A 26,867-nucleotide genomic window follows, 5' to 3' on the forward strand; every position below is an offset into this window, starting at 1 on the left:
CTGTGGGATTAGTAATCGGTGATATGCGTTCCGGCAATGGTCTGGGCAAAGCCCACGCCAAACAGCCTTGCGGGGGTTTCAAAACCGGGGCGGCGTTCGCCGTCGAGCACGCGGCGCGCAGTCTCCACGGCGGCCAGTGGGGTGTAGCTGTAGCCGTTGATGGTCTCAATCACCGAGCGCGCCACCGAGCCGTCGATGCCGGTGACTTCGGCCACGGCACGGGCACGATGGGCGTCGCGCTGGCCTTGAGAGGGGCCGTCGGGCAGCAGTGACAGGTCGCCCTCAGGGAACGCTTCGCCAGTGATGTGAACGAACATGGCGATATTCGGGATAGCGCTGGAATGCCACGCAGTGACCAGGTCGCCAAAGGACAACGGGGCACACAGCACTGGGCCGTCGCCAAAATCCAGGTATTGGGGTTGCGCGCCCGGCGTGGCGACCAACTGACCGTCGAGCCGTGCCATCACGCCGGCACCGAGGATCTCGCTGACACTCATGGCCGAACCACGGGACATCGCGCCGGGCACATGCAGGGCGATTTTTATCGACTGCGGCCGCTGCACACGGCTGGCGACGTGCATGGCCAGGCAGTCGGTGGGCACCACGTCCCAGCCCACGCCGGGCAGCAACATCACTTGCGACTCAGCGCCGAGCCGCTCGGCCAGGCGGTACACGTTGATTTCGGCGGTGATGTCCAGGTAGTCGGTACCGTTGGCGATACAGGCGCGCATCAAGGCTTCGGCGGTTTGGGCGAAGGGGCCGGCGAAATTGAGCAGGACGTCGATCCCGTCCAACTGGGCGGCATCCGGGGTGAATACCCGGTAAGGCGTGCCCAACTCAGCGGCCAGGGACGCCAGGCGTTCGGCGTTGCGACCGGCCAGCACCAGGTTCAGGTCAAGTTGTTTTGCGTGTTGCGCTGCCATGCGTCCGGTGTAGCCGGTGGCGCCATAGATCATCAGGGTCTTCATGAGGTGTGCTGCCAGGTCTTGTAGACGAATTCGAGGCTGTAGCCGTCCGGGTCCAGCACATTGGCGGCGTAGTAGTTGGGGTCATAATGCAGGCGAGCGCCCGGTGCGCCGTTGTCGGTGGCACCGTTGGCCAGCGCTGCCGCGTAGGCCTTTTCCACTTCGGCGCGGTTATTGGCGACAAAGCCCACATGCACCGCTCGCCCTTCCACGGTGCCTTCGCGCAGCCAGAAAAACATGCGCCCGTTGGCGCCAAAGCCTTTCAAGTCCGGATGACCGGGCGGGCCGTCCTTGCCGTAGTAGTCCAGGCGCGCGGTGATGCCAAGGGGTTGGAGGGTGGCTTCATAGAAACGAATGGAGCGTTGGATATCGCTGACTGAGAGAAACAGGTGATCAAGCATGGTGCGGCCTCCAATTCAGATGATGTAGCCGCCTGCAACTTCGATCGTCTGGGCATTGATCCAACGACCTTCTTGCGACAGCAGCATGGCAATAACCCGTGCGACGTCTTCCGGCTCGCCGACACGACCGAGGGCGGTTTGCCCGGCCAGCAGGGCTTCGAACTCCTCGTTCAAGCCGCCGCCCAACTCCGTGCGAATGGCGCCTGGAGACACCGCATTGGCGCGGATACGCCGTTCGCCGAATTCCTTGGCCATGTAGCGGGTCAGCACATCCAGGCCGCCCTTGAAGGCAGCGTAAGGCGCGACGCCTGCTGTAGCGACGCGGGTGGTGGCGCTGGTGAGGTTGACGATGCTGGCGTGCTCTTCCAGCAGCGGCAACAAGGCCTGGGTGAGAAAGAACGGGCCTTTGAGGTGCACGTTGAACAGGCCGTCGAACTGCGCCTCGGTCACCGATTCCAGCGGGTTGAACAGGCCGTAGCCGGCGTTGTTGACCAGGCCGTTCAGGGTGTTAACGCCCCAATTAGCCCGCAGGGCCTGCGCCACGGCTTCGCCGAATGCGGCGAACGTACTGACATTCGCGACATCCAGCTCCAGGGCAACGGCCTTGCCGCCTTGGGCTTCAATACGCTGCACCACGGTTTGCGCTGCGTCGCCGTTGCGGTTGTAGGTAAGGATCACCCCATGCCCCTGGCGAGCACACAGTTCGGCCGTACTGGCGCCTATTCCACGGCTGCCTCCGGTAATCACGATGACGCTCATGGTCTGCTCCGCTGCTGAAAAGTTGAGTGCCCACAGTAGTCATCGCCCTACCCCGTCACTCAGCCGTTCCTACTCCAATCCTGCCTGTTTCTGCTTTTTGCTTGCGCAAGCTCTGCAGGAAGGAACAGCATGACCCGCATGAATACTCAATTGATCGAACTGCGTGCCTTGGCCGCAAGGGCCGAAAACCGCCGCACCGAGACCGGCATCCCACGGGTGGCGATGGTCCAGGGGGCGATTCCTGAGCACCTGCTCGCGGCCGTGTATGACCCGATGATCAACCTGATCCTGCAAGGCAGTAAGTGCATGACCGTGGGCGACCGCACGTTGCATTACGACCCGGCGACGTATTTTGTGATGTCCATCGAGTTGCCCGCCGTGGGCGTGGTGAACCCGGCGAGCAGCGGCGAGCCTTACCTGGCGGTCAGCCTGACCTTGGATCCGACCGTGCTGACCACGCTGCTCAATGATCTGCCGGCGCCCACCGGGCGATGTGAACAGGAAGCCGGGTTCTCGGTGGCAGCGGTAACCCCAGCCCTGATGGACGCCTGGGTACGCATGCTGCGCCTGATGGGTGACCCGGTGGCGATCGCCGCGCTGGCCCCTGCGTATGAGCGGGAGATCCTCTACCACGTACTGCAAGGCCCTCACGGCTGGATGCTGCGCGAGATTGCTGCGCCAGACACGGCGATGGCACGGGTCAGCCAGGCGATCCAGTGGATTCGTCGCGATTATGCCGAACCGATCCGCGTGGAGGCCTTGGCCCAGAAGGCCGCGATGAGTGTTTCGGCGTTTCATCGGCACTTCAAGGCGGTGACCAATTTGAGCCCGTTGCAGTATCAGAAACGCGTGCGGTTGCTGCAGGCGCGGACGTTGATGGTCGCCAGCGCGAGCAGCGTGACCCGTGCGGCGTTTGAGGTAGGGTATGAAAGCGCGACCCAGTTCAGCCGCGATTATGCGCGGGTGTTCGGGTTGCCGCCGGCGCGGGATACCGCGCGGATTCTGGCTGATAGCCGAGGGCATTAGTGTAGGCGCCGGCTTGCCGGCGATTGCGGTGGGTCAGTCAGCCTATTGGCTGGCTGATAGCCCGCATCGCCGGCAAGCCGGCTCCTACAGGGGTGGGTGCCAGCGTGGACCATCAGCGTAAGTAGTTACTTACGTGCAGCCTCCCACTGCTTAAGCAGGTCGCCGTAGGCTACGGTCTCGCCTTTTGGCTTCTCGTTGGCCAGTTTCGGTTTTGGTGCGCCCGGCTGGTCGAACCAGTATTGCGCGTCACGTTCTTCGTTCATTTTCGGGCCGCACACCGGTTGCACCTTGGAGCGTTCCAGGCGCGTCATGATGGCGTCCTGCTCCTTGGCCAGGTTGTCCAGTGCTTGCTGCGGGGTTTTCTCGCCGCTGGCCGCTGCGGCGATGTTGCTCCACCACAGTTGCGCCAGGCGCGGGTAGTCCGGCACGTTGGTACCGGTCGGTGTCCATTCGACACGGGCCGGGCTGCGGTAGAACTCCACCAGGCCACCGAGTTTCGGCGCCAGGTCGGTCATGGCCTGGGAGTTGATGTCCGACTCACGAATCGGCGTCAGGCCGACGATGGTTTTCTTCAGCGAGACGGTTTTCGAGGTCACGAACTGCGCGTAGAGCCAGGCCGCGAGCTTCTGCTTCTCGGGCGTCGATTTGAGGAAGGTCCAGGAGCCTACGTCCTGATAGCCCTTCTTCATGCCTTTTTCCCAGTAAGGTCCGACCGGCGACGGCGCCATGCGCCATTTCGGCGTGCCGTCGGCGTTCACCACCGGCAGGCCGGGCTTGGTCATGTCGGCGGTAAACGCGGTGTACCAGAAGATCTGCTGGGCGATGTTGCCCTGGGACGGCACCGGGCCGGATTCGGAGAAGGTCATGCCCGCCGCTTCCGGTGGCGCGTAGGCTTTCATCCAGTCCACGTATTTCTGGGTGGCGAACACGGCGGCCGGGCCGTTGGTGTCGCCGCCACGGGTAACGCTGGAGCCGACCGGGTGGCAGTCCTCCACGCGAATGCCCCACTCGTCCACCGGCAGGCCGTTGGGCAAGCCTTTGTCGCCGCCACCGGCCATGGAGAACCAGGCATCGGTGAAGCGCCAGCCCAGGGACGGGTCTTTCTTGCCGTAGTCCATGTGCCCGTAGATGCGCTTGCCGTCGATTTCCTTGACGTCTTCGCTGAAGAATTTGGCGATGTCTTCATAGGCCGACCAGTTCACTGGCACGCCCAGCTCATAGCCGTACTTTTCCTTGAACTTGGCTTTCAGGTCGGCGCGCTCGAACCAGTCGGCGCGGAACCAGTAGAGGTTGGCGAACTGCTGGTCGGGCAGTTGGTAGACCTTGCCGTCCGGCGCGGTGGTGAAGGAAATGCCGATGAAGTCCTTGATGTCCAGGGTCGGCGAGGTGAAGTTCTTGCCTTCATTGGCCATCAGGTCGGTGATGGATTCGGTCTTGCCGTAGCGAAAGTGCGTACCGATCAAGTCGGAATCGTTGACCCAGCCGTCATAGATGTTCTTGTCGGACTGCATCTGGGTTTGCAGCTTCTCCACCACGTCGCCTTCCTGCAGCAGGTCGTGGGTCAGCTTGATGCCGGTGATTTCGGTAAAGGCCTTGGCCAGTACCTTGGATTCGTACTCGTGGGTGGTGAGGGTTTCCGACACCACGTTGATCTTCATCCCACGGAACGGCTCCGCCGCCTTGATAAACCACTTCAGCTCTTCGAGCTGTTGCTCGGCGGTCAGCGTGGACGGTTTGAATTCACTGCCGATCCATTTTTTCGCGGCATCTTCATACGCATCGGCCCAGGCCGTGGCGCTCAAACCACTGAGGGCCAGTACGGCGGCCAATGAAATGCTATGTCGCAGCTTATTGTTGTTATCGAACATAGAGACCTCCTGGTTAATTTCAAACGGGACTTCAGACGCCGACCTCCTACAGGTGGGTGATCGCCGCCCGCATCAGCCCCAACGCATCACACACAACAGCCACACCAGGGACAGCGCGGACGCCACCCAGATGCTCCAGCCGGTTACGCCGATCACCAGCAGGTGCAGGTAGGCGCTGCCGAGAAGACCGATAAACAAGCGATCACCACGGGTGGTGCTGATCGGTAAAAAACCGCGCCGGGGGATGCTCGGCGAGCGCAGCTCCCACGTGGTCATGCCCACCAGCAACAGGGCAATGGCCGCGAAGAACAACGCGGTGGGGGTGGTCCAGGCCATCCATTCCATCATCGACTCCTCAGACCCGGCCCAGGGCAAAGCCCTTGGCCACGTGGTTGCGAACAAACCAGATCACCAGCATGCCGGGCAGGATGGTCAACACCCCCGCCGCTGCCAGCACGCCCCAATCGATACCCGAGGCCGAAACCGTACGCGTCATCACCGCCGCGATCGGCTTGGCGTTGACCGAGGTCAGGGTGCGCGCCAGCAGCAGTTCGACCCAGGAAAACATGAAGCAGAAAAACGCGGTCACACCGATGCCGGAGCCAATCAGCGGGATAAAGATCTTCACGAAAAACTTGGGAAACGAATAACCGTCGATGTAGGCGGTTTCGTCGATTTCCTTCGGCACGCCGGACATGAACCCTTCCAGGATCCACACCGCCAACGGCACGTTGAACAGGCAGTGCGCCAGGGCCACGGCGATGTGGGTATCGAACAGGCCAATCGACGAATACAGCTGGAAGAACGGCAGCAAGAATACCGCTGGCGGCGCCATGCGGTTGGTCAGCAGCCAGAAGAACAGGTGCTTGTCGCCGAGGAAGCGGTAGCGCGAGAACGCATAGGCGGCCGGCAGCGCCACGCTCAGGGAGATCACCGTGTTCAGGCTCACGTAGTACAGCGAGTTGAGGTAACCGGTGTACCAGCTGGGGTCGGTGAAGATCACCTTGTAGTTGGCCAGGGTGAAATCCTGCGGAAACAGGGTCAGCCCGCCGAGGATTTCGGTGTTGCTCTTGAAGGACATGTTCAACAGCCAGTAGATCGGCACCAGCAGGAACAGGATGTAGATCAGCAGCGGAATAACCTTGCGCTTGCTCATGGCTGCGGCCTCAGCGGTTGGCGTCGGAGTGGGTCATGGCGGTGTAGAACAGCCAGGACACCAACAGGATGATCAGGAAATACACCAGGGAAAACGCCGCCGCCGGGCCCAGGTCGAATTGGCCTACGGCCATCTGGGTCAAGGTCTGACTCAGGAAAGTAGTGGCGTTACCCGGCCCGCCGCCTGTGAGGACGAAGGGTTCGGTGTAGATCATGAAGCTGTCCATAAACCGCAGCATCACCGCGATCAGCAGCACGCTTTTCATCTTCGGCAGTTGGATATGTCGGAACACCGCCCAAGGCGATGCCCGATCAATCCGCGCGGCCTGGTAGTACACATCCGGGATAGCGCGCAGGCCCGAATAACACAGCAGCGCGACCAGCGAGGTCCAGTGCCACACGTCCATGATCAGCACGGTGACCCAGGCGTCCATGGTGTTGGCCGCGTAGTTGTAGCTGATGCCCAAGGCATTGAGGCTGTAACCCAGCAAGCCGATATCGGCACGGCCGAAGATCTGCCAGATGGTGCCCACCACGTTCCACGGGATCAGCAATGGAATGGCGAGGATGATCAGCACCAGCGACGACCAGCGTCCCTTGGTCGGCATGGTCAGGGCGATGGCAATGCCCAGGGGGATTTCGATCAGCAGCACGCAGGCCGAGTAGATGAACTGGCGCAGCAGCGAGTCGTGCAGACGCGGGTCGAGCAGCACCTGTTTGTACCAGTCGGCACCGACAAAATAGCGGCTGGACTGGTCGAAGATGTCCTGCACCGAGTAGTTGACCACGGTCATCATCGGGATCACCGCACTGAACGCAACCAGCAGGAACACCGGCAACACCAGCCACCAGGCCTTGTTGTTCTGCACCTTGTTCATGGCTGCACCTCCAGCAGGTAGTCATCGGCGTAGAGCATCAGCCATTGCGCAGGGAAACTGATGGAGGCTTGCCCTTCGGGGACCGGCTTGTCTTCGGCCAGGCGCACTTTCAGCGGCGCGCCATCGAGGTTGAGGGTCATGATCTTGTAGGTGCCAAGGTCTTCGACGTGTATGACGTCGGCTTGCAGGGCGTCGGCGTTGTACTCGTCCCACACGTGGATGAACTCCGGGCGGATGCCCACCTGCAGTTTCTGGTACTCCGTGCTGGCAATGCGTTGCTGCAGCGCTTCGGGCAGCGGCAAGTGGGTGCCGGCGAAACGCACCCCGCCCGCCTCGGCCTGCACGTCGATCAGATTCATCCCCGGGCTGCCGATGAAATAGCCGACAAAGGTGTGGCTGGGCCGTTCGAACAGCTCACGCGGCGTGCCGAATTGCACGATCTGCCCGCCGTACATCACCGCGATCTTGTCGGCGAAGGTCGACGCCTCCAACTGGTCGTGGGTGACGTAGACCATGGTGATGTTGAACTGCTCGTGGATCTGCTTGAGCTTGCGCCGCAGTTTCCACTTGAGGTGCGGGTCGATCACCGTCAGCGGTTCATCGAACAGGATCGCCGACACGTCGTCGCGCACCAGGCCACGGCCCATGGAGACTTTCTGTTTTTCGTCGGCGGTGAGGTTGCGGGCTTTTTTGGTCAGCAGGTTTTGCAGGTCGAGGACTTCGGCGATTTCCTGCACCTTGCTGTGGATTTTCGCTTCGGCCAGGCCCTGGTTGCGCAGCGGGAACGCCAGGTTGTCGAACACGGTCATGGTGTCGTACACCACCGGGAACTGGAACACTTGGGCGATGTTGCGTTTTTCCGGGGTGAGGTCGTTAACCACAGTGGTGTCGAACAGCACTTGGCCTTCAGACGGGCTGAGCAGGCCGGAGATGATATTAAGTAAGGTCGACTTGCCACAGCCCGAAGGCCCGAGCAAGGCGTAGGCCCCACCCTGCTCCCACACGTGGTTCATTTCCCGAATGGCGTAGTCTTCCGGCCCATTCGGTGCAGGGCTGTAGCTATGGGCGAGGTTTCGCAAATGGATCTCGGCCATCAGGCAACCCTCGCGACACGGCGCCCGGGGGCCTGGACCAACCGGCCCTGGCCATCGAACACAAACAGTTTATGGGTGGGGATATACACGCGGATCGGCGCGTCGACGTCGTACTCGTGCACCCCCGGCAGGTGCAACACCAGTAGGAAATGTTCGCTGCGCACGTGCAGGAAGGTTTCCGAGCCGCTGATCTCGGCGACTTCCACGGTCACCGCCAGCTCCAGGTCGTCATCGTTGCTCGGCACCAGGCTGATATGGCTGGGACGCACGCCAAAGCGGAATTCGCCTTCGCCGATGGGGCGCAAATCGACGTTCAGCGGGAAATGCACGAAGTTGGCGAAACTCACTTCGTTGCCGCTGATACGCCCCGGCATCAGGTTGATCGGCGGTTCGGAAAACAGCTCGGCGGCCAGCACGGTTTGTGGCTGGTGATAGACCTCGGCGGCCTTGCCGCTCTGGATCACCCGGCCCTCGTGGAGGATGGTGGTGGTGCCACCCAGGGCCAGGGCTTCATTCGGCTCGGTGGTGGCGTAGATGGCGATGGTGTGGCGCGCCTTGAACAGTTCACGCATTTCCTGACGCAACTCTTCGCGCAGTTTGTAGTCCAGGTTCACCAACGGCTCATCGAACAGGATCAGCTCGGCATCCTTGACCAGTGCGCGGGCCATGGCGGTGCGTTGCTGCTGGCCACCGGACAACTCCAACGGGTGGCGCTGCAGGAACTTCTCGATGCGCAGCATTCTTGCGGTTTCGAGCACCTTGCTCTGGATCACCTCGTTAGACACACCGGCCTGGCGCAACGGCGAGGCGATGTTTTCGAACACGGTCATGGTCGGGTAGTTGATGAATTGCTGGTACACCATCGACACGTTGCGCAGGCGTACGGGCTTTTGCGTGACGTCCACGCCGTTCATCAGGATGCGGCCGCTGTCGGGCTTGTCCAGGCCGGCCATCAGGCGCATCAGGCTGGTCTTGCCGGACAGGGTACGGCCGAGCAATACGTTGAAGGAGCCGGCTTCGAAACGCAGGTTGGCGTCGTCGATCCAGGTTTGCCCTTCAACGACGCGGGAGACATGTTCCAGGGTCAATGACATGACACGACCTTTTTTATTATTGGAATGAATCTGGCCAGTCGTCAGAGCGAGTTTCGTGCCAAAACGGCAAGTGGTTGATGTGTAAAGAAATGGGTTAAAGCGGATGTTCGGGAGTGAACACTTCGGGTGAACAACTGAACAGTGCTGGGGTTGACAATGAACAGTTCTGAACAACACTCTCATGCCTAACACAGACTAAATGTGGGAGCTGGCTTGCCTGCTCCCACAGTTTGATCCGGTTTCAACCGCTGAATAGTGCAAGACCCCATAACAATAAAAAGAAGGTCAACATGGCCGAACCCTTGGCTCACGACACTCTCATCCAGGAATCCTGGCGCCGCTGCCGTGCCTTTGGCCTGGACCACCAGAGCACGCCCAGCTTCGACCAACTGCCCGCCGAGGGCATCAGTCAATTGCTGGAAAGCCAGCATTCTTTGGTGCAGACCACCCATCAAGAGGTCCTGCCCTACTACGAAAACATCCTGAGCAATTCCAACTGCCTGATCATGCTGGCCGACAATCAGGGCCAGGTCCTGACCTCGTGGGGTACCCAGCGTTTTATCGAGCCCACATTGGCCCGTGGTTTCAGCGCCGGCGCCAGCTGGCAGGAGCGCTCCAGCGGCACCAATGCCATCGGCACTGCGCTGGCCTGTGCCCAGGCGGTGCACATCGAGCACGACGAACACTTCCTGAAAGCCAACCGCTTTATGACGGGCTCGGCGGCGCCGATCTTTGATGCCCAGCGCGAAATCATCGCGGTGCTGGATGTGTCCAGCGACAGCTACCTGCCGCCCTCCCACACCCTGGGCATGGTCAAGATGATGAGCCAGACCGTGGAGAACCGGCTGATCCTCAACCTGTTTCGCGGCGAGCATTTCCAGCTGACCTTCAACACCGGCCTGAACAACCTCGACAGCCAATGGGCCGGCTTGCTGATTTTTGATGAGAGCGGCCAGGTGCTGTCGGCCAACCGCCGCGCCGATAACCTGCTGGGCATCAGCTTGTCGCGGGTGATGGTCGACAGTTTGTTCAAGGTGTCGCTGCTGGAGCTGCTCAACCAACCGGAAGGCCTGCCGTTTTCACTGCAGGCGGCGGGACGCAATCGATTCCAGTGCTTATTGAAGCGACCAAAGCAGATGCCGGTGCAGGCGCGGGTGTTCAGTGCGCCCAAGGCCAGCGAACCGCTGCCGGCAAAGCCCACCGCGATTGGCCTCAAGACCTTGCACTTCGGCGATGTGCGGGTGGAAAAAGCTGTACGCCAGGCAGAGCGCTTGCTGGAGAAGGATATTCCGCTGCTGATCCACGGTGAGACCGGCGTGGGCAAAGAGGTGTTCGTCAAGGCTCTGCACCAGGCCAGTTCGCGCAGCCGGCAGGCGTTTATCGCGGTGAACTGTGCGGCGATTCCCGCCGAGCTGGTGGAATCGGAGCTGTTCGGCTATGAAAAAGGCGCCTTCACCGGCGCCAATCAGAAAGGCAGCATCGGCCTGATCCGCAAGGCCGACAAAGGCACGCTGTTTCTCGATGAGATCGGTGATATGCCGCTGCCGACCCAGGCGCGCTTGCTGCGGGTGTTGCAGGAACGTTGCGTGCAACCGGTGGGCAGCAGCGAGCTGTTCCCGGTGGACCTGCGCATCATTTCTGCCACCAACCGCGCGCTGCGCGAGTGGGTGCAGGCCGGGCGTTTTCGCGAAGATTTGTATTACCGCATTGGCGGGCTGACCCTGGAGCTGCCGCCCCTGCGCGAACGCACCGACAAGCAGGCGCTGTTCCAGCAGCTGTGGCAGCAGCACCGCGAACCGACGCAATGGGCCGGGCTGAGTGCCGAGGTGCTGGCGTTGTTCGACCAACACCCGTGGCCAGGGAACCTGCGCCAGGTCAGCAGCGTGTTGCAGGTGGCGCTGGCCATGGCCGAGGATCAACCGATACGCGCCGAGCATCTGCCGGATGACTTTTTTGTCGACTTGAACCAGGCGCCGCCGCTGCCCACCCAGGACGCGTTGGATGACAGCCTGGACCTGTCACAGCGCTTGAAAGCGGCCGGCGGGAACATTTCCCACCTGGCGCGGGAGCTGGGTGTGAGCCGCAACACCCTGTACAAGCGCCTGCGCCAACCCTAGCGCGGCTTGACCACCACCAGCAGGTCGGTGAAGTACTCCACCTGGATCGGCAGGTTGTCGGCCAGGGTCGCCAGTGCAGCGGCCGTGTCATCGAGCTTGAACACGCCAGACACCCGCAGGTTCTGCAGGGTTTGCGGGTCGAAACGCACCAGGCCATGACGGTAACTGGCCAGGGTTTGCAGCACCTCGCTCAAGGGCTGGTCGTTGACTTTGAGCAGGCCGCGGGTCCACGCATCCGGGTCGTTGCTGCCGGTGGCGCGTGGCGGTTGCGGCTGGCCGTGATCGAGCACCGAGCGTTGGCCGGCCGTGACCTTGACGTCCTCGCCCGTGTCGCCCTTGACCGCCACGGTGGACTCGATCACCGTCACCACCGTGGTGCCATCCGCCGCGCGCTTGACCAGATAGCGCGTACCCAGTGCCGTCGCCGTGCCCTGGTCGGTGCGCACCACAAACGGCCGCTGGGCGTCCTTGGCCACCTCCACCCACAGTTCGCCTTGCAGCAGTTCGATCACGCGCTGGTGGCCGTCGAATCTGACGTCCACGGCCGAATTGCTGTTGAGCTGCAACTGGCTGCCATCTTCCAGGGCGATCTGGCGCCGCTCGCCGACGCCGGTGCGTTGGTCGGCCATCCAGATTGGCGCCTGTTGCAGGCCCAGCCAGGCGCACAGTGCGACACCGAGCAACCCCGCCATCTGGGTACCCCGGGAGCGCCGAGGGGCGAATGCACGGTTCAACGCCAGGCGCGCGGGCTTGGCAGGCACAGTATCGAGGCTGCCCCACAGCGAGCGCATGCGCTCGATGGCCACTGCGTGGCGAGGGTCGGCCTGGCACCAGGCGTGGAAGGCGTGGCGGTCGGCGTCGCTGACGTCTTCGTCGTGCAGGCGTGTCAGCCAATTCGCAGCTTGTTGGATGATCTGTTCGGTACTCACGACAACGGGTCCGCCGCGTGCAGGCTGTGATAACAGTGCACCAGGGCGCTGGAGATGTAGTTTTTGACCGTGCTGGAGGACACCTCCAGGCGCGTGGCGATCTCGCTGTAGGTCAGCCCGTCGAGGCGACTGAGCAGGAACGCCTCGCGGGCTTTGGCGGGCAGGCCGGCGAGCAGTTCGGCGATGCGTTCCAGGGCCTGCAGCGCCACGTGAATCGCGGCCGGGTCGGGCATGCCGGCGTCTTCGCACTGGATCACTAGGGCTTCCATGTAGGCCTTTTCAATACGCCGACGCCGCGCGCCGTCGATCAGCAGGCGCCCTGCCGTGGTGGCGAGAAAGGCGCGAGGTTCCTTGATGGTGTGGGGCTCGGCCAGCATCAATACGCGAATGAAGGCATCGTGAGCCAGGTCGGCCGCGTGCTGGGAGCAACCGAGTTTTTTGCGCAGCCAGCCGTGCAGCCAGCCGTGGTGGTCGACGTACATTGCCGCGAGGGTTTGCTGACGCGTGGGCGTGCCCAGCGCGGCCGGAATGTCATGCATGCGCAAAAATTTCTCAAATAGGAAATATTACCAATTGCGCGAACAATGCCAGTAAACCGACGATGTATCAAGAACCTTTCAGACAACCTAAATTCCTGTAGGAGCCGGCTTGCCGGCGATCGCGTAGGGTCAACCGCTATCGCCGGCAAGCCGGCTCCTACAGTGAAATGGGGTGTTAGCGCCAGCTCCAGGAGACGCCGGTGTAGATGCCCCGGCCATCGGCGGGGGTCGACCGGGCAGCGTCCAGCCCTTTGTCGTCGTAACCCGGCGTGACGGTATTGGCGTAGCGCCGGTTGGTGAGGTTGCGCAGGTCGACCCAGGCTTGCCAGTCCTGTTTCGGCGCGTCGTAGCCGAAGGTCGCGCCGAAGGTGGTGTAGGCCGCTGCGTAGTAGGAATTGGCGTAGTCCACCGCCACCCGCGAGGCATGCTCGGTATTGAGGCTGGTGTAGAAACCGGTCGGGTGGCTGTAGCGCAACTGCGCCTGATAGTAGTGTTTGGGAATGCCGGGCAAGGTGTTGTCGCCGAAGCGGTCGTCGTCGCGGTAGTGGAAATCGCTGTAGGTATAGGCTTGGCGCAAGGCCAGCTGGCCGTTGCGACCGCCGTTCCAAAGCGGGCTGAGCAGGCTCAGCTCAACGCCTTGGTGCACGGTGGGGCTGGCGTTGGATTCGGCGACGATGGCGCTGCTGGTCTGGGTTTGGGCCTGGGTTTCGACGGTGAGCAGTTCATGGCGCACTTCGGAGCGATACAGCGCCAGGTCCCACTGGCCAAAACCGTGCTCGCCACGGGCGCCGACCTCAAGGGTGGTTGCAGTCTGATTGCGCAGGTTCACACCCTCACGTTGCAAACCGGTGGCCGGACCGCTGCCGGGGCCAAAGTATTTATTGGAACCCCAGATCATCGACCACGCATGCGGCGGCTCTACCGAGCGGCTGAGGTTGCCGTACACCTGCAGTTGCGGATTGAAGTCGTAACGCAGGCCGATGCGTGGCGCGTAGTCCCAGTTCTGCTGGCGTGTCGGCGTATGGGTATCGGGATAAGTGACTTCGGTTTCGCGACGGGTGTAGATCGCCGCCAGGCCAGTGGTGAGCCACAGGTCCGGGACCAGCTCCAGGTCGTTGCCGATATGCAGCACGGTGTCGGAACCTAGGTAGCTGTAGTCACGGGTCTTGGTGCCGGGGGCATAAATTGCAGTATTGCCGGCCGGCGTGCGCACGTACTCCGAGGCACCGTTGTTGGGCATCGCCTGGGTGGTGCGCAGGCCGATCGTGGTTGTGCTGGCGTGGCCGAACAGTGTGTCCTGGCGGATGTAGTTGAGGGTGCTGCTGATGTCGGTGTAGGCGACTTTCAGGCGGTTGGTGCCTTCGCGCAGGTCCATCGGGTAATCGTGGTACGCCAGCCCGACTTCGACGCGGGAGCTGTCGTCCAGCTGCAAGGTGGTCTTGTTGGCGATCCAGGTGGAGCCCGGTTGCAGGCGCTTGGAATCACGTGCAGCGTTGAGGCTGTTGGCAGCCGTGGGATCATGGCTGATCTGGTAGCGCGTCAGCTTGCCAGGGCTATCGTTGGTGGTTTCGCGGTAGCGGAAGTAGAAGCGTGTTTCCAGGTCCGGGTTGAAACGGTAGCCGAAGTTGGCCGCAATACCTTTGCCCGTGCCGGCGCTCTGGTGCTGGTAGCCGTCGGACTGCGAGTCGGTGAGGCTGATGTAGTAATCGGCCTCGCCCAGCACCTGGCCCGAGCTGATTTCACGTTGGGCATACCCACGGCTGCCCGCCTCATAGCGCACTTGCAGCTTGGGCGCATCGTAGCCGGTGTGGGTGACGTAGTTGACCGAGCCGCCCAACGCCAGCGCACCCTGATCGAACCCGTTGGCGCCGCGCAGCACTTCGACGCGGCTTTGCCACAGCGGGTCCTTGAGTTCGTAAGGGGTGCCGCCTGGGCCGGTCAGCGGCAGGCCATCGAGCATTTCATACAAGCCCGACGCATGAGCGCCCGGGCTGCGATTGAGGCCCGAGCCGCGAATCGATAGCTTCACGCCTTCGTTGTTCGCCGCCTTGGCGTACACCCCAGCCTGGTACTTGAACACCTCTTCGTTGGTGCTCACCCGGCCCTGCTGCACGCTGCTCATGTCGATGAAGTTAGTGCCGCCGGGCACGCTCCTGAGCTGTGCCTGGGCCACCTCGCCGGCACTGGCTTCGCTGCTGGTGACTTCGACCGGAGCCAATTGCAGGTCTTCGGCGCGTACCAGCGAGCTGAATGTCAGGGCGGTCAACAGGGGCAAAGGGTGGCGCAACAGCATCAGGCAGGTCCTTGGGATTCGGGGGCAATGAGGTGGGATGGCAGGCACGCCCGCCAGGTCACGCTTAATTAACGGACCAGAGCCTTCCCACAACAGCGTCGGACCTGATTTGTTTTCTAAGTCCAAAATCGAATTAACACATGCAAACTCAGTATTTAAAGAAATAACCCGTACGCATTACTGTGACCCCATCGAGTCACCCACGCCCCATGAGAACGCCCCCATGCAAACATCGGCCACCGTCATCGACTTCACGCTCCACCGTAAACGCCGCCAGGCGCGTGCTGCAGCCGAGTTGATGTGGGCGATGTACGCCGCGCGTGCCGGGCTGGCGGTGTTCACCACCCAGGCAGCGCCCTCCAGCGATACTCGCCGGGCGTAAGGCCGATGAATTTCCTGCACGTGCTGCCCGAACCACCCGAGCCCCTGCCCAAACCGAATACCGACGACGATGTGATCAGCCTGTGCGTGGCGCACAACCTGCAACGCCTGCGGGGCAAGCGCCATTTGTCACTGGATGGTTTGGCGCGGGCCTGCGGGGTGAGCCGCGCGATGCTGGCGCAAATCGAATCGGGCCGCAGCGTGCCGTCGATCAAGGTGCTGTGCAAGATTGCCAAAGGCTTGAAGGTGTCGGTGGCAGCGTTCCTGGAAGACCGCGCGTTTGAAGGCGTTGAGGTCTTGCCGGCCCAACAGAGCAAGCGCCTGGTGAGTGCCGATGGCGCGTTTACCAGCCGTGCATTGTTCCCCTACGATACGGCGCGCCAGTCGGAGTTCTACGAGATCCGCTTGCGCGCGCTGGGCGAGGAAGTGTCCGAAGGGCATGGCCCAGGCATCCAGGAAAACCTGGTGGTGGCCCAGGGCGTGCTGGAAGTCAGCGTCAACGACGAGCGCTATCTGCTCTCCACCGGCGACTCGATCCTGTTCTACGCCGACCAGCCCCACCGCTACCGCAACCCGGCCGACAGTGAAGCCGTGGCGTTCCTGGTGATCACTTATCCAGAGCGATTGGACTGACCCTGAATGCAAAAACGCCCCGAATAATCGGGGCGTTTTTTATTGCGCGCGACCTGTCAGCAGGTGCAGCACATCATCGGCATGCCGTTGCAGCTCATCATCATGGGCATGGCGCAATCGTTCATCATTTTGTTCATGAGCATGCAGCAGTTTTTCATCATGTCCATGCTCATGCCGGGCATCGGCATCATTTTGCACATCATGCTGTCGGACATCATGGTGCACTCCATCATGCACGTCATCATCGGCATCGACATGCCCATGGACATCATCGGCATCATCGGCATGTTCATGCCGGTCATCATTTTCATGGCGTCGGCCGACATGCCCATCATCGACATATTGGCGCACTGCATCATCATCGGCATGCCGCAGTTCATCATCATCGCCATCATTTCGGCGTTGGTCTTGAACTGAGCCATGTCCATACCGGCTGCTGGCTTCATGGTGCACATCATGGCGTCAGCGGCCATCTCGCACTTCATGGTGGCCATCATCATCGGCATGCCCATCATCGGCATCATTGGCATGGCGGTGTTCATCGGCATCTGCATTGCATTCATCATGTTCGAAACTCCGTAATCGACAGGAAATGGCTAAGTTCTGGCGCCGATTCTAGAGGCGCCGGGCAGCGGCGCAAGACGACGGCAGAGCAGCGGCAAAGGCTGTTCGCAGGAGAGCTTAGTTGACCCGAACAGCCATGCCAGGCGCGATAACAGCAGTTCTGACGTGATCGCGGCGCTTATGTCCATTGACGATTCGCATTCGACGCTTCAGATATTCGATCAAGGAATGGCATCCAATCACAAGGAAATAAACGTTCTAACTGCGGTGCAAAAAAAACCATTTCCGCCATGGATCAAAGCGTCTGCATCAACTCATCCGCCTCGGAGCCGGCGGGAAACCTGAAACCATACATCTCGTCACACCCCAGGATCTCGACCAGGGCTTCGCGCAGCTGCGCCTCTGTTTGTCGATCACGCAGCAACTTGTGCGCCGGCAACAACACCTCGGCGGGCACGCCCTGGGCGCTCGCAGCATCGATCACGGCAAACAGGATAAATCGCAGGCGGATTTCGCGATCAGTGGGCCAAACGGTTTTTTGCTTACCCAACGCAGGCACTCATTTTTTAAGAAAAGTCCGAGGCTATTGCCCACCGAGAGGTGTTTCAAGCCGAGGGCAACAAGATAGGCCACCTCCTACAAGTTAAAGGGAAACGGCGTACTCGATGTCACCGAAGTAAACGCCCAAACCCGTCACTACTGCACCGGCAGGAAATTCATCAGCAACAGGCTTTGCGCGTAGTTGAGGCCGATGCGTCGGTAGCGTTCATCGAGCATCTGGGTCAGCAGGTCGAGGCGTGCGACGATCTTGCCGAACTCCACGGCAAAGCTGAGGTTGCTGCCCTCCTCCGAGATCTCGTTGGAGAACAACAACAGCGCACCATTGGCATCCTGGCGCTGGCTGAGCAACCAGGTGGCTTTCTCGATATTGCGCGCGGCGTTGCTGACAAATTGCGGGTTGATCGAATCGGTCATGTAGAACTCGGTCCTCCCGCCGTGCGCGGTCACCAGCATGCTGCCGATCGCGTAGATAAACGCGCCGACCCGGTCGCCACGAAACTCGGGGCTCAGGGAATAGCTCAATGCCGTTAGGTCGCGGCGGTCGCCCAGTGCGGGCAATGGTCGACGATTCTCGATGGCCAGGCGAATCTCCCGCGCCGCGCTCACCGCATCCGGGTAACCCGACTGCCGCCACTGGCTGGGGTTGCGCAGGTAGAGCTTGTTCATCAGCAGGTAGAGGCTTTGCAGGTTGTCACGCATGCCCAGGGTGGCCATGCGGTCGACGCTGGTCTGGAAGAACTCATCGGGCTTGCCATTGCTGAATTGCTTGGCGATATCGCGGCCTTGTTGCTGGGTACAGCCGCTGCCGCACAACATGAGCACACTGGCCACTAACAGCGGCCAGTGCATCCGTCGACGTGTGAAAGGTATTAATGTTCGATCCATCGGCACCCGATCTGATTCTTCTCGCCACACACGGAATTAGCGTGGCCGGGACAGAGATAGAGCCGAAGAATGTCAAAAAGTGCGATGGTGGAGGACGATTGCTGAAGATTCACACAGCGGGCTGGAGGGCCGCGAGTGTGCAAACTGCCTCTTTATGAACGCTCGCTCTCAAAGTCGGCTCGCTCGACCTTGTAGAAGAAGTTCTCTTGCATACCGTTTGCCAGCTGTTTGGTAGAGGTGTGCGAGAACCGCCCGCCGATTTTCTCCATGGCGCGCTGTGAGCGGATGTTCTGCGCCGCCACATGAAACCAGACCCTGTCGACCCACTGGAACGCGTGCCTGAGCATCAAGCGCTTGAGCTCGCCGTTGGCGCCACCGCCCCATTTCTCCCGCGCCAGGAAGGTGTAGCCAATAGCGACCTCGCGCTGCTCTTCGTTGAATTCGTAGTAACGGGAGCTTCCCACCACCTGTTTGCTCGCACGGTCGAGAACCACCAGTACGCTTTCAGACGTTAGCGCGTCGGCAAACCATTCACGAAAGACCGGCTCTTGGTAGCGCGTGGGGCTGGGGTGTTGGGCCCAGATCAAGGGGTCGCGGGCGATGGTGTACAGGGCGTCGAAATCGGTGGCTTCGAGCGGGCGCAATTCAAGGGTTTCGCCCGTGAGTGATGGAAAAAGAGGCAGTGAATGCATGGGGTTCATCCTGAAAGATGAATGAAGCAGCGTTATTTATTGGGCTCGAATTTCACAAACATCATTGCGAAAAAAAAGCCTCCAACTGCGGCCAAGTAGGTTGACTGATATCCGGGGACGTAGTAATCGAGCCCAAAGTTGGCGGCGGTGATGACAGCGAACGCCAGGAAAAACTGTTTGCGAGAAAAACGGCTCAGGTAACGATTTGCTGCCGCGTTAATGGTCTTGAATCTGTTCATTGTGCTTCGTCCTTGAGAAAACAGGGCAATCCTAACCTGGCCGCACTTGTGCCCGTCGGGCACGTCAACGCTTATCGTGAACTTCGGGTGGCCAGGCATTGAAGAAAAATATAATCCCGGGAATCATCACGCAGACCCAGTAGGTGCTGGGATAGGAAATCAGTCCGATCATCCAAATGATCATCAAACTTGCCCCTGCCCGCCGTCGACGCTTGGGGGTGAGCCACTCCCTGAACGCTTCAAGCTTTTTACTCGCCATCGATAAATTCCCGGTCAGATAACGGACAAAACCTATCACCGCCTGAAACAGGTCGCGCAAGGCAAAGGTCCGCATTTCTGGCTATGTAAAAACAAAGCCCGCGCCGATTAAAAGCAAATGCCCCGACTAGTCGGGGCATTTGCTTGTGTGGCCTTGTATCGATCAAAGCGGCTTTTCAGCGTTGTGCATGAGCAACCACCGTCGGAACAAAGGCGTCATTATCGGGCCTGGCGAAGCACCAGTTCCGAAAGACGGGTCTTGACGCGGAAGCAGAACTCACGAATTTGAAATTGATAAGCGGGCATCACCATGTAGTTCAGGTCGGCACCGATGGAATCTTTGATTTCCATGTATTTAGCCGTCTTGGCAGCAATGGCCTGGTATTGCGCCTCGTACTTGTCGTAAGACGCCTTGCTGTAAATCTTCAAGACATCCAGCTCTTTGCGGCATTGCTCAGCGCGACTCTGGTTCAGGCTGGTGTCTGATTCGTCCTGAGCGGCCTGCGAAGAGGCCGGGGCCTCGGAGCTGACAGTGAGGGGCGCAGGTGCGGCTTCATAGCGCACAGTGTAATCGTGGGGTGTCGACGGTGCGGCTTCAGGCGGCGCTGCCTGGACGACGGCAGGTGGTGGAGCCACTTTAGGTTGTTCTGGAGTTTTCGTAGCGCAACCCGAGAGGGCAAGTCCGACCACTACTGCGATGCCACACATTTTATCCATCGGTTCCACCAAAAAGTAATTACGGTTGGCTGAGTCGTTAGGTTCTAGGTAAAAGTAGTCGCTCACTCAATGATCGAGTGTAATTTTTCTACCAGCCTCAAGGCGCTCAGCCTCTCTTCCTTGAGCGCACAGATGACGGATAATAGTAAAAAAACAAGGAGATGACGAGTAAAAGCTCATCAGAAAAGTCACAAGTTTAGTAGGACATTTAACCTGAGCCCGGCAGATGCAAGGAGTGAAAATTGCTTCCTGAACTGAACCTCTACACGGTACGCGCTAAACGCATCGCTAAGATACGCGCAAAAGTAGGCCTCTACTTCGTTGCGGCGCTGTCCTTTCTCGCCGGCATGACAGACGCCATCGGCTTCACGGCCACGGGTGATTTTGTTTCTTTCATGAGCGGGAATACCACACGACTCGCCGTTTCAATCGGGGCTCATGATGACTCCACAGTGCTCGGCATCACGGTTTTGATCCTGACTTTCATCCTCGGCAACGCACTGGGCGCAATCGTCGCCCGCATCGTCGGCCGGCGTTCCTGGCCATTGCTGTTTTGCGTTGGCGCCCTGCTCTGCCTGGCCACGGTCATGCCGACGGCATTTCTCGCACTTGTGTGCGCGGTGCTGTCCATGGGCATGATCAATGCCGTGGTCGAGGAGATAAATGGGCTTCCAATCGGACTGACCTACGTCACCGGCGCGCTATCACGCTTTGGGCGCGGCCTTGGACGTTGGTTACTGGGTGAGCGCAGGCATGGCTGGAGAGTTCAGCTTATCCCGTGGGCCGGCATGCTGATGGGGGCTGTGGCAGGTGCGTTGCTGGAGCGTGAACTGGGCCTGTTTGCGTTTACAGTCGACGGTGCGTTGGCGATTGGCCTTGCGTGTGCTTCGGTCATGATCCCACCACGCTGGCAGAGGGCTTATATGCCGGGGTAGCGCTGTCAGGCGTTTGAACGAGAGGCGCCTGATCGCGAGACCGACCTGCTGCCATTGAGGCCAAACCCCAGAAACACAAAAGCCCCGCATTCGCGGGGCTTTCGTTTGAATCTTGGCGGGAAACCAGGGATTCGAACCCTGGAGACGCTATTAACGTCCGCCGGTTTTCAAGACCGCTATGCAAAATCAAGCGGGCTGGTGCCTTGAAGGCCGCTGGCGTTCCTTTACTCGCAGCTACCAACCAAGCTACAGGCCGCATTCTGCAAGGGGTGCGGTTTTGGTTTGGGAACTGTTTTTGCCCCCTCCCCCGGCGTCCTGCCGACCGAACACAATCCACCAATAGCCCGCGACTCGTGAGACAAATCATATGGCTGCGTTCGGCCAGAAGCAGTCATTGCAGGCGCTGAATCGGACGTAGTTGACGTCTGAAGTGATGAGGGTTCGAATCTCTCCTTCATCGCCAAATTGATAAAACTCAAACCACTGATTTTACAGGAGAAATTCGGGGTTTTTGGCGTCCGAAAAATACCCCCATTGGACTGCCATGGGACTGGTGCGCTATTTTGGTGCGAAAACTAAAGCCAGTGATTGAGAGTTCTCTGGCATTTCATTTGGTCCCCAACGACTCGCCCAAAGTGTGGCTACTTTCGGCCATTGGTAGGCGCGGGAGCTGGAAAGCGCAGGCGCGGCGATTACAAGACTGTCTTGCTTTTTCCTATTTATAGGTGATGGTGAAACTGGCGGAGGCCTTGGCGATGCCGGGCTGAGGTCCGTTGGAGTCACCTGCGGTCTGGATGTAGCGGGCACCAAACTGCAAGACGGTATTACCGTCCCGGATTGGCATGATTGGCACGTCGATACCCAGTGGTAGCGGGGTTCCATCCTGCTTCAGCACTTGCACGGCGACACCGGTGGCGGTGGCCTCGCTGTTAAGGCCGAGTACACCTTGGCTGGCGTCAACAATTGTCGAGCCCTTTATGCCGTCCATGCGGATATTAGCGTTGTTACCCTGGAAGTAGTTCCAGGAGGGATTGCCAGCGTAGGTCCCCGCCACGCACCTGTTGAGCGTGATATTGAAGCTTTGAGTTGGCGTCACGGTGCCCGGCCCGTTAAAGATGCGCTTCTCCCAGTTTTTCATGGGCACATCGATGATGCTACCTACGCCTTCTGGCATACCGCAGCCAGCCACGGTGACGGTGCCCGTCAAGCGACCGTCGATCCAGTCCTGGGGCGTGCCGTTATTGTTGATCGTCGCGGTGTAGACCTGAAGGTTGCCGAAATCATGAGTACCCGCGGGGATCGCCCCAGTCTTGACCAATAACAGACTGTTATTCAGTTGTTGGCCGTATCCACCACTATTACAACTGTTCAGCATGAGAGGGAAAAACCAGTCAGCCGACGCGCGGCATAAATAGGCCGGACGAGACTCGTTGACCATTAGGGCGCCGATCCCCGGAACGTTGGTCGCGTAAAGCGCAGCACCTTGCGTAGCCCCTACTGCTGCTCTAATTGTGGGGCTCTTGGCACCCAGCATGGTGAACTGAATCGAGAACGGCGTGCTGGTGGTGCAATTAGCGATAGGAAACCGAGTGTACTTCACTAGGCCGATGGTCGAACCCACAGGAGCATCCTGAGGGATAAACAGATCACCGACGGCGTGAATACTTTGGGTTTGTCCCATGGCCGAGCAGTCGGCCATCGCCATCTCGGCCATGGCAAACGGTGCCACCGCCAATGCGCTCAAGAGTAGGCGTTTTTTCCACGTAGTCATCTGTTTCAAGGATGGTGTCCTCCGCGCACAGCATCCATCACCTGGTAACCTTCGGTGGCGAGCGTGCTGTTGATATCCATATTGGTTTCACATTGCTGGGCAGCCTTGCTGTTCCACTTCATCGTGTGCGTCGTGCCCTTGCCGGCGGACAGCAACACTTGGCCGGCCTGGCCGACGCTTCCGTACGAGGCCACGCGCTCTTGCTATACGGCGTGACGTAAGGCATTAGGGCATGCAGGCGATCAGTTGTCGGCCCCGGTCCTCTTGGTAGAACGGGCCGTTCAACGAATGTGAGTATCAGAGTTGGGACGAAAAGGTTACGTATGAATTGCGCCGTGCTCTTGTAGGAAATTTCCTACTGATAGCTGAGATCAGATCGTGCTCCATCCTTCGCCTGGCAGTTCCTTCTGTCCATGCAGCGCATCTACCGCTTCGGTCAACCGCGTGGTGCCCAGCTCGTTGCGTGCAGCCTCCAGTTTTTCACATCAGCGAATCAACCCCTGGATCTTGATGATCCGTGGGCGGCATTTGCTCCGGGGAGCTAGATCCGCAAGGTTTCGCAAGTCTTAGGGTAGTAAACAACTGCATCATGCGTGGGATTCTCGACGGCCTTTAGTTGCCTGCCGCTAAGGGCCGCTTTGGAGCGATTACGAGCTTGAAGACAGATTGATTGATGCTGTATGCGAGTAACGCCGCTTATGTTCAAAAGGCCCCCACACCGAGCCGGGTGTGGGGGCTTTTTTTGGGCGCCTGGAAACCATTTCCCCTTACACTGGTCCACCACAGCCCCCAGATATTGGTTACCCACGTTCAACCATTCGCCGGAAGAGGTTCGCGCTTATGAGCGACAACACCGCAAACCCTGCTGGGCCGCAATACGGAAGCGCACGGCGAGACACTTCACCGAGCGGGGTAACTCTCCCGACGCACTTTCTCAACTATGCGTGGGACCTTGAGTTGGCTCATATAGTTAAGGCGCCCGACGCGGAGCTTGTTGAGTATCACGTTGCGCGTTCGCAAGGGTTTGCCTGGGGGCTGCGCGCCGCTGACATGATCAATGAAGACGTGCTCAAAGCGATGACCGAAGCAATCGCTGGTGCTGAGCAGAATGCTTATACACGTATCGCGCAAAATGATCATGAGAGCGGTTGATCCATGTGGATTGCCAATCGGAGCATTAGAAAGTGCCTCCCTCTTGGCGGCTAAAATTGGGCATATCACTTTCTTAGACCTCCATGCTCTAGGCGAGAATGGCCCCAGAGCGAAAATGGCGTTAGCATTCCGCCTCACTCGGCTTAAACAGCCTGTTTTTCAGATCAGGGTCGCATCGTGGAAAAGCTAAAACGCCTCCAAAGTGGAATCGAAGGGCTCGACGCTCTGCTCAAGGGAGGGCTGGTCGCGGGCGCTTCATACATAATCCAAGGGCGGCCAGGTTCTGGCAAAACGATCCTAGCCAATCAACTCGGGTTCCATCATGCGAACAATGGAGGTCGGGTTCTGGTCGCCACACTGCTGGCCGAGTCACACGATCGTCTTTTTCAGTTTCTTTCCACTCTGAGCTTTTTCGATGCTTCTAAAGTGGGCGCTGAAATTCAGTTTGTCAGTGCGTTTGACACCCTTGAGAATGAAGGACTAGACGAGGTTGTGAAGCTGCTTCGGCGTGAAATAAGCCGGCAAAAAGCCACAGTGATGGTGGTAGATGGCTTGCTGAACGCTCGCTCAAAAGCCGACTCGCATATCGATACCAAAAAATTCATTTCTGAGTTGCAAGGGCACGCTGCGTTCGCTGGTTGCACCGTATTATTTCTCACCAGCTCCCGTCTCGACGATGGCAGCCCTGAGCACACCATGGTTGATGGTGTGATTGAAATGGGCGAAGAGCTATTTGGCACTCGCTCGGTACGTCGTATTCAACTGCGTAAAACTCGCGGCAGTGGAGCAATGACAGGCCTTCATGAGTGTGAGATTACCGACGAAGGATTGGTGGTTTACCCTCGACTCGAAAGTCTCTACAGCCATCCGTCCGCTCCCGACAGCGCCGATATGACGCGTATTCCTAGTGGCATTGGTTCGCTGGACGGCATATTGGGTGGAGGCCTTTACAGTTCCAGTGTGTCTCTGGTCATGGGCCCATCCGGGATTGGTAAAACGACTCTGGGTCTCAAATTTATATCCGAGTCGACGGTGGATGCACCAGGACTGCATTTTGGCTTCTACGAGAGCCCACAACGGTTGCGACTCAAAGGCCAATCACTGGGTATCGATATCAAGGGTATGGAGGACAGCGGCGCCCTAAGCATCGCATGGCAGCCTACTACTGAAGGCCTGCTGGATGGGCTGGGCGCACGACTGCTGAATATCGTTGAAGAAAAGGGCATCAAGCGCCTTTTCATTGACAGCCTCAGCGGTATGACACGAGTCTCGACAAATCCCGCACGGATTACTGACTTCTTTAGCGCTCTGATGAATGAGCTGCGATCCAGGGGCGTAACCGTATTCGCATCCTGGGAAATGCGCGATCTATTTGGCTCCGAGGTAAGCGCGCCAAACTCTGATCTGTCCAGCATCGTCGACAACCTGATGCTTATGCGTTTCTCTGAGAATCACTCTGAACTTAGCAGGACGCTTTCCATTCTTAAAGTACGAGACAGCTCTTATGACCCCTCGCGCTTTGAGGTAGTCATCCATGATAAAGATGTTTTCCTGACGAAGGCTTCAAGACATGAACCATCAGTTCCCACTGAGTCATCTCCAGGTTCAATTTCTTAAGCTTTTGAGTGGGTTGAACTGAAATGACCACCATCCTGGTCGTCGACGACGAGTATTTGATCGCTGACATTCTCAGCTTCGCACTGGAGGATGAGGGGTTCATGGTGGTAACCGCCAGCAATGGTCGAAAAGGGCTGGAGGTGCTCGATAGAGAAAGGCCTGCTCTAATCATTACTGACTTTATGATGCCGGTCATGGACGGTCTAGAGTTCGCTACATCTGTGCGAGCGCTTCCTTCCGGTAACGATTTGCCGATCATCTTGATGAGCGGTGCTCAGGCACACATCGGCATGCAGAGATCGGATCTGTTTGATGCAGTATTGGCAAAGCCATTCAATATCGATTTGATCATCGCCGAGGTTAGAAAACTCTTAAGTTCCGAGTAGCTGGCAACCGTTCAAAACAATGTGAATCACCCTGGGTTTCATAGATAGTCGTGGTATCCGTTTTTGGACCACAGAACTTACTCATGAACAGCCGCTTCGAGTCGGTTGCGGTCAGCCGTGACAGGCAGCAACCGGCCATTAGCGGACCTAGAAGCTCCTGCAGTTAGACTGCTTTGGGCACGGTTAAAATGAAACAGGGACGGATCGTTCAATAGCGCTAGCTAAATCATCCAATTCGCTCGCGGATAGGCTCTAAACGTCCGCTAATGAATTTAAACCGGCGGAGTTAAGCACTGCGTGCGCTTGTCATCATCAAGATAATAGAGTCCGTCGATTTGCCCCGTCATCTGTGCCATTCCAAGCAAAGGCTCGGATTCAAACGTGATCGGAAAAACCAAGCGTGTGGCTTCACCCTGAATCCAGTCCTCCCATACAGCTTTGAGAACTCCTCCCCAAAAGGTCATGGAGGACCCATCGGGTAAAAACAGGTTAGGTTGGATATGACCGATGTCGTCGGTAAGACTCCAGTACACATACCCAGCGTAACTGGCTCCATCAGCGCCGCGAAAAACTGTTCTCACCAGCACAGTCGTATCGCACTCTTCCAGGCAGGGGCGAACAATTTCCCAGTCATCATCGTCCATCGGGAAATACCAGACACCGTGCTCTCGGAAGTCTTCCTCAGTTAATTCATAAATTAGCTTGCCTTGCATGCTGACCCTCCATCTACGCCGCCGGTCTCATCCATTGCCCGCCTTGAGGCAACGTTACTTAGCCGTTAAGGCGTTGTCGATCATTCTAAGGAGCGATTTGCACACGGTCTGGGGAATGCTCGACGTCCGCTTTTGGCCGATTGCCGCCTTTCGCGAAGGGCGGCTCAAGGTCGAGAGTGGGCACTCACGACCTTGGAGTGGGCTCCCCATCGCCAACTGCTACGCTGTTCACTCCACCAGAGGAA

The 26,867-nt window shown here is 59.1% G+C and carries 30 protein-coding genes; 8 read left to right on the forward strand and 22 right to left on the reverse strand.

Going from position 1 to position 26,867, the window contains the following annotated elements:
• Window positions 1–8 precede the first annotated feature (8 nt).
• From M2394_RS24475 to M2394_RS24485, 3 genes are read right to left on the reverse strand one after another with little or no spacing between them, the layout of a single operon-like run.
• Window positions 9–968, reverse strand: coding sequence for a trans-acting enoyl reductase family protein (locus M2394_RS24475; protein WP_259174884.1), 960 nt, complete (start codon window positions 966–968; stop codon window positions 9–11).
• On the reverse strand, window positions 965–1,366 hold the full coding sequence (locus tag M2394_RS24480) for a VOC family protein (protein ID WP_259174885.1): 402 nt from the start codon (window positions 1,364–1,366) through the stop codon (window positions 965–967). The genes M2394_RS24475 and M2394_RS24480 overlap by 4 nt, the downstream gene beginning before the upstream one ends.
• Window positions 1,367–1,381: 15 nt before the next feature.
• Window positions 1,382–2,125, reverse strand: a complete 744-nt coding sequence (locus tag M2394_RS24485; RefSeq protein WP_259174886.1) for an SDR family NAD(P)-dependent oxidoreductase — start codon at window positions 2,123–2,125, stop codon at window positions 1,382–1,384.
• A gap of 138 nt (window positions 2,126–2,263) precedes the next feature.
• On the opposite strand from M2394_RS24485, the gene M2394_RS24490 reads away from it, so the two are divergent.
• Entirely contained in the window at window positions 2,264–3,151 is an 888-nt protein-coding gene (locus M2394_RS24490; RefSeq protein ID WP_259175042.1) for an AraC family transcriptional regulator, read from the forward strand.
• Window positions 3,152–3,276: 125 nt separating this feature from the next.
• On the opposite strand, the gene M2394_RS24495 is transcribed toward M2394_RS24490, so the two are convergent.
• From M2394_RS24495 to M2394_RS24520, 6 genes are all read right to left on the reverse strand, one after another.
• On the reverse strand, window positions 3,277–5,019 hold the full coding sequence (locus M2394_RS24495) for an ABC transporter substrate-binding protein (protein ID WP_178922545.1): 1,743 nt from the start codon (window positions 5,017–5,019) through the stop codon (window positions 3,277–3,279).
• A 72-nt stretch (window positions 5,020–5,091) separates the two neighbouring features.
• A complete protein-coding gene (locus tag M2394_RS24500; RefSeq protein WP_176995587.1) occupies window positions 5,092–5,364 on the reverse strand; it encodes a DUF2160 domain-containing protein in 273 nt (90 codons plus the stop codon).
• A 10-nt stretch (window positions 5,365–5,374) separates the two neighbouring features.
• Window positions 5,375–6,175 (reverse strand): carbohydrate ABC transporter permease, encoded by an 801-nt coding sequence (locus M2394_RS24505; RefSeq protein WP_003174634.1) that lies wholly within the window; start codon window positions 6,173–6,175, stop codon window positions 5,375–5,377.
• 10 nt (window positions 6,176–6,185) lie between these two features.
• Window positions 6,186–7,052: a carbohydrate ABC transporter permease gene (locus M2394_RS24510; protein ID WP_176995586.1), complete on the reverse strand. Its 867-nt coding sequence runs from the start codon at window positions 7,050–7,052 to the stop codon at window positions 6,186–6,188.
• Window positions 7,049–8,146: an ABC transporter ATP-binding protein gene (locus M2394_RS24515; RefSeq protein WP_178922547.1), complete on the reverse strand. Its 1,098-nt coding sequence runs from the start codon at window positions 8,144–8,146 to the stop codon at window positions 7,049–7,051. The genes M2394_RS24510 and M2394_RS24515 overlap by 4 nt, the downstream gene beginning before the upstream one ends.
• Window positions 8,146–9,240 carry an ABC transporter ATP-binding protein gene (locus M2394_RS24520; protein ID WP_176995584.1) on the reverse strand — a complete coding sequence of 365 codons (1,095 nt, stop codon included), beginning with the start codon at window positions 9,238–9,240 and terminating at the stop codon, window positions 8,146–8,148. Before M2394_RS24520 ends, M2394_RS24515 begins: the two co-directional genes overlap by 1 nt.
• A gap of 290 nt (window positions 9,241–9,530) precedes the next feature.
• Between M2394_RS24520 and M2394_RS24525 the strand changes: the two genes are divergently transcribed.
• Complete coding sequence (locus tag M2394_RS24525) at window positions 9,531–11,357, forward strand: sigma-54-dependent Fis family transcriptional regulator (protein ID WP_259174889.1); 1,827 nt, start codon at window positions 9,531–9,533, stop codon at window positions 11,355–11,357.
• Here M2394_RS24525 and M2394_RS24530 read toward each other — a convergent pair.
• The 3 genes from M2394_RS24530 to M2394_RS24540 form a co-directional block, all read right to left on the reverse strand.
• Window positions 11,354–12,286 carry a FecR family protein gene (locus tag M2394_RS24530; protein ID WP_259174890.1) on the reverse strand — a complete coding sequence of 311 codons (933 nt, stop codon included), beginning with the start codon at window positions 12,284–12,286 and terminating at the stop codon, window positions 11,354–11,356. The genes M2394_RS24525 and M2394_RS24530 overlap by 4 nt on opposite strands.
• Window positions 12,283–12,825 carry a sigma-70 family RNA polymerase sigma factor gene (locus tag M2394_RS24535; RefSeq protein WP_178922554.1) on the reverse strand — a complete coding sequence of 181 codons (543 nt, stop codon included), beginning with the start codon at window positions 12,823–12,825 and terminating at the stop codon, window positions 12,283–12,285. The genes M2394_RS24530 and M2394_RS24535 overlap by 4 nt, the downstream gene beginning before the upstream one ends.
• Before the next feature lie 175 nt (window positions 12,826–13,000).
• Window positions 13,001–15,118 carry a TonB-dependent receptor domain-containing protein gene (locus M2394_RS24540; RefSeq protein WP_259174891.1) on the reverse strand — a complete coding sequence of 706 codons (2,118 nt, stop codon included), beginning with the start codon at window positions 15,116–15,118 and terminating at the stop codon, window positions 13,001–13,003.
• 223 nt (window positions 15,119–15,341) lie between these two features.
• On the opposite strand from M2394_RS24540, the gene M2394_RS24545 reads away from it, so the two are divergent.
• On the forward strand, window positions 15,342–15,500 hold the full coding sequence (locus M2394_RS24545; RefSeq protein WP_178922558.1) for a hypothetical protein: 159 nt from the start codon (window positions 15,342–15,344) through the stop codon (window positions 15,498–15,500).
• A gap of 5 nt (window positions 15,501–15,505) precedes the next feature.
• The gene (locus M2394_RS24550; RefSeq protein ID WP_178922560.1) at window positions 15,506–16,132 is read left to right on the forward strand and encodes a helix-turn-helix domain-containing protein; all 627 of its coding nucleotides are present in this window, start codon (window positions 15,506–15,508) and stop codon (window positions 16,130–16,132) included.
• Between the two features lie 56 nt (window positions 16,133–16,188).
• On the opposite strand, the gene M2394_RS24555 is transcribed toward M2394_RS24550, so the two are convergent.
• From M2394_RS24555 to M2394_RS24585, 7 genes are all read right to left on the reverse strand, one after another.
• Complete coding sequence (locus M2394_RS24555) at window positions 16,189–16,698, reverse strand: hypothetical protein (RefSeq protein ID WP_178922562.1); 510 nt, start codon at window positions 16,696–16,698, stop codon at window positions 16,189–16,191.
• A gap of 293 nt (window positions 16,699–16,991) precedes the next feature.
• Window positions 16,992–17,246: a hypothetical protein gene (locus M2394_RS24560; protein WP_259174892.1), complete on the reverse strand. Its 255-nt coding sequence runs from the start codon at window positions 17,244–17,246 to the stop codon at window positions 16,992–16,994.
• Between the two features lie 146 nt (window positions 17,247–17,392).
• Window positions 17,393–18,142 carry a hypothetical protein gene (locus tag M2394_RS24565; RefSeq protein WP_259174893.1) on the reverse strand — a complete coding sequence of 250 codons (750 nt, stop codon included), beginning with the start codon at window positions 18,140–18,142 and terminating at the stop codon, window positions 17,393–17,395.
• 152 nt (window positions 18,143–18,294) lie between these two features.
• Complete coding sequence (locus M2394_RS24570; protein ID WP_259174894.1) at window positions 18,295–18,834, reverse strand: GNAT family N-acetyltransferase; 540 nt, start codon at window positions 18,832–18,834, stop codon at window positions 18,295–18,297.
• Between the two features lie 32 nt (window positions 18,835–18,866).
• Window positions 18,867–19,073 carry a hypothetical protein gene (locus tag M2394_RS24575; RefSeq protein WP_259174895.1) on the reverse strand — a complete coding sequence of 69 codons (207 nt, stop codon included), beginning with the start codon at window positions 19,071–19,073 and terminating at the stop codon, window positions 18,867–18,869.
• Window positions 19,074–19,137: 64 nt separating this feature from the next.
• Window positions 19,138–19,392: a hypothetical protein gene (locus M2394_RS24580; RefSeq protein WP_256732880.1), complete on the reverse strand. Its 255-nt coding sequence runs from the start codon at window positions 19,390–19,392 to the stop codon at window positions 19,138–19,140.
• Between the two features lie 158 nt (window positions 19,393–19,550).
• Window positions 19,551–20,114: a hypothetical protein gene (locus tag M2394_RS24585; protein ID WP_259174897.1), complete on the reverse strand. Its 564-nt coding sequence runs from the start codon at window positions 20,112–20,114 to the stop codon at window positions 19,551–19,553.
• 176 nt (window positions 20,115–20,290) lie between these two features.
• Here M2394_RS24585 and M2394_RS24590 point away from each other — a divergent pair, with 176 nt between their 5' ends.
• A complete protein-coding gene (locus tag M2394_RS24590) occupies window positions 20,291–20,983 on the forward strand; it encodes a YoaK family protein (RefSeq protein ID WP_218647104.1) in 693 nt (230 codons plus the stop codon).
• Window positions 20,984–21,698: 715 nt separating this feature from the next.
• On the opposite strand, the gene M2394_RS24595 is transcribed toward M2394_RS24590, so the two are convergent.
• Both M2394_RS24595 and M2394_RS24600 read right to left on the reverse strand, forming a co-directional pair.
• Entirely contained in the window at window positions 21,699–22,754 is a 1,056-nt protein-coding gene (locus M2394_RS24595) for a fimbrial protein (protein WP_259175043.1), read from the reverse strand.
• Window positions 22,755–22,759: 5 nt separating this feature from the next.
• Window positions 22,760–22,912: a hypothetical protein gene (locus tag M2394_RS24600; protein WP_259174898.1), complete on the reverse strand. Its 153-nt coding sequence runs from the start codon at window positions 22,910–22,912 to the stop codon at window positions 22,760–22,762.
• A 682-nt stretch (window positions 22,913–23,594) separates the two neighbouring features.
• Here M2394_RS24600 and M2394_RS24605 point away from each other — a divergent pair.
• The 3 genes from M2394_RS24605 (at window position 23,595) to M2394_RS24615 (ending at window position 25,909) form a co-directional block, all read left to right on the forward strand.
• Complete coding sequence (locus M2394_RS24605; protein WP_259174900.1) at window positions 23,595–23,906, forward strand: hypothetical protein; 312 nt, start codon at window positions 23,595–23,597, stop codon at window positions 23,904–23,906.
• A 174-nt stretch (window positions 23,907–24,080) separates the two neighbouring features.
• Window positions 24,081–25,523, forward strand: coding sequence for an ATPase domain-containing protein (locus M2394_RS24610; RefSeq protein WP_259175044.1), 1,443 nt, complete (start codon window positions 24,081–24,083; stop codon window positions 25,521–25,523).
• Between the two features lie 23 nt (window positions 25,524–25,546).
• On the forward strand, window positions 25,547–25,909 hold the full coding sequence (locus M2394_RS24615) for a response regulator (protein ID WP_259174902.1): 363 nt from the start codon (window positions 25,547–25,549) through the stop codon (window positions 25,907–25,909).
• A 272-nt stretch (window positions 25,910–26,181) separates the two neighbouring features.
• Here the strand turns inward: M2394_RS24615 and M2394_RS24620 are convergent, their stop codons facing one another.
• A complete protein-coding gene (locus M2394_RS24620; protein ID WP_259174903.1) occupies window positions 26,182–26,622 on the reverse strand; it encodes a hypothetical protein in 441 nt (146 codons plus the stop codon).
• Window positions 26,623–26,867: the final 245 nt, after the last annotated feature.

The sequence above is a fragment of the Pseudomonas sp. BIGb0164 genome, assembly GCF_024810135.1.
GTDB lineage: Bacteria > Pseudomonadota > Gammaproteobacteria > Pseudomonadales > Pseudomonadaceae > Aquipseudomonas.

Bases quoted from the DNA above. Each gene is read 5' to 3' on its own strand.
- M2394_RS24475 (WP_259174884.1), bottom strand. From the start codon at position 968: ATGAAGACCCTGATGATCTATGGCGCCACCGGCTACACCGGACGCATG.
- M2394_RS24480 (WP_259174885.1), bottom strand. From the start codon at position 1,366: ATGCTTGATCACCTGTTTCTCTCAGTCAGCGATATCCAACGCTCCATT.
- M2394_RS24485 (WP_259174886.1), bottom strand. From the start codon at position 2,125: ATGAGCGTCATCGTGATTACCGGAGGCAGCCGTGGAATAGGCGCCAGT.
- M2394_RS24490 (WP_259175042.1), top strand. From the start codon at position 2,264: ATGAATACTCAATTGATCGAACTGCGTGCCTTGGCCGCAAGGGCCGAA.
- M2394_RS24495 (WP_178922545.1), bottom strand. From the start codon at position 5,019: ATGTTCGATAACAACAATAAGCTGCGACATAGCATTTCATTGGCCGCC.
- M2394_RS24500 (WP_176995587.1), bottom strand. From the start codon at position 5,364: ATGGAATGGATGGCCTGGACCACCCCCACCGCGTTGTTCTTCGCGGCC.
- M2394_RS24505 (WP_003174634.1), bottom strand. From the start codon at position 6,175: ATGAGCAAGCGCAAGGTTATTCCGCTGCTGATCTACATCCTGTTCCTG.
- M2394_RS24510 (WP_176995586.1), bottom strand. From the start codon at position 7,052: ATGAACAAGGTGCAGAACAACAAGGCCTGGTGGCTGGTGTTGCCGGTG.
- M2394_RS24515 (WP_178922547.1), bottom strand. From the start codon at position 8,146: ATGGCCGAGATCCATTTGCGAAACCTCGCCCATAGCTACAGCCCTGCA.
- M2394_RS24520 (WP_176995584.1), bottom strand. From the start codon at position 9,240: ATGTCATTGACCCTGGAACATGTCTCCCGCGTCGTTGAAGGGCAAACC.
- M2394_RS24525 (WP_259174889.1), top strand. From the start codon at position 9,531: ATGGCCGAACCCTTGGCTCACGACACTCTCATCCAGGAATCCTGGCGC.
- M2394_RS24535 (WP_178922554.1), bottom strand. From the start codon at position 12,825: ATGCATGACATTCCGGCCGCGCTGGGCACGCCCACGCGTCAGCAAACC.
- M2394_RS24540 (WP_259174891.1), bottom strand. From the start codon at position 15,118: ATGCTGTTGCGCCACCCTTTGCCCCTGTTGACCGCCCTGACATTCAGC.
- M2394_RS24545 (WP_178922558.1), top strand. From the start codon at position 15,342: ATGCAAACATCGGCCACCGTCATCGACTTCACGCTCCACCGTAAACGC.
- M2394_RS24550 (WP_178922560.1), top strand. From the start codon at position 15,506: ATGAATTTCCTGCACGTGCTGCCCGAACCACCCGAGCCCCTGCCCAAA.
- M2394_RS24555 (WP_178922562.1), bottom strand. From the start codon at position 16,698: ATGATGAATGCAATGCAGATGCCGATGAACACCGCCATGCCAATGATG.
- M2394_RS24565 (WP_259174893.1), bottom strand. From the start codon at position 18,142: ATGGATCGAACATTAATACCTTTCACACGTCGACGGATGCACTGGCCG.
- M2394_RS24570 (WP_259174894.1), bottom strand. From the start codon at position 18,834: ATGCATTCACTGCCTCTTTTTCCATCACTCACGGGCGAAACCCTTGAA.
- M2394_RS24575 (WP_259174895.1), bottom strand. From the start codon at position 19,073: ATGAACAGATTCAAGACCATTAACGCGGCAGCAAATCGTTACCTGAGC.
- M2394_RS24595 (WP_259175043.1), bottom strand. From the start codon at position 22,754: ATGACTACGTGGAAAAAACGCCTACTCTTGAGCGCATTGGCGGTGGCA.
- M2394_RS24605 (WP_259174900.1), top strand. From the start codon at position 23,595: ATGAGCGACAACACCGCAAACCCTGCTGGGCCGCAATACGGAAGCGCA.
- M2394_RS24615 (WP_259174902.1), top strand. From the start codon at position 25,547: ATGACCACCATCCTGGTCGTCGACGACGAGTATTTGATCGCTGACATT.
- M2394_RS24620 (WP_259174903.1), bottom strand. From the start codon at position 26,622: ATGCAAGGCAAGCTAATTTATGAATTAACTGAGGAAGACTTCCGAGAG.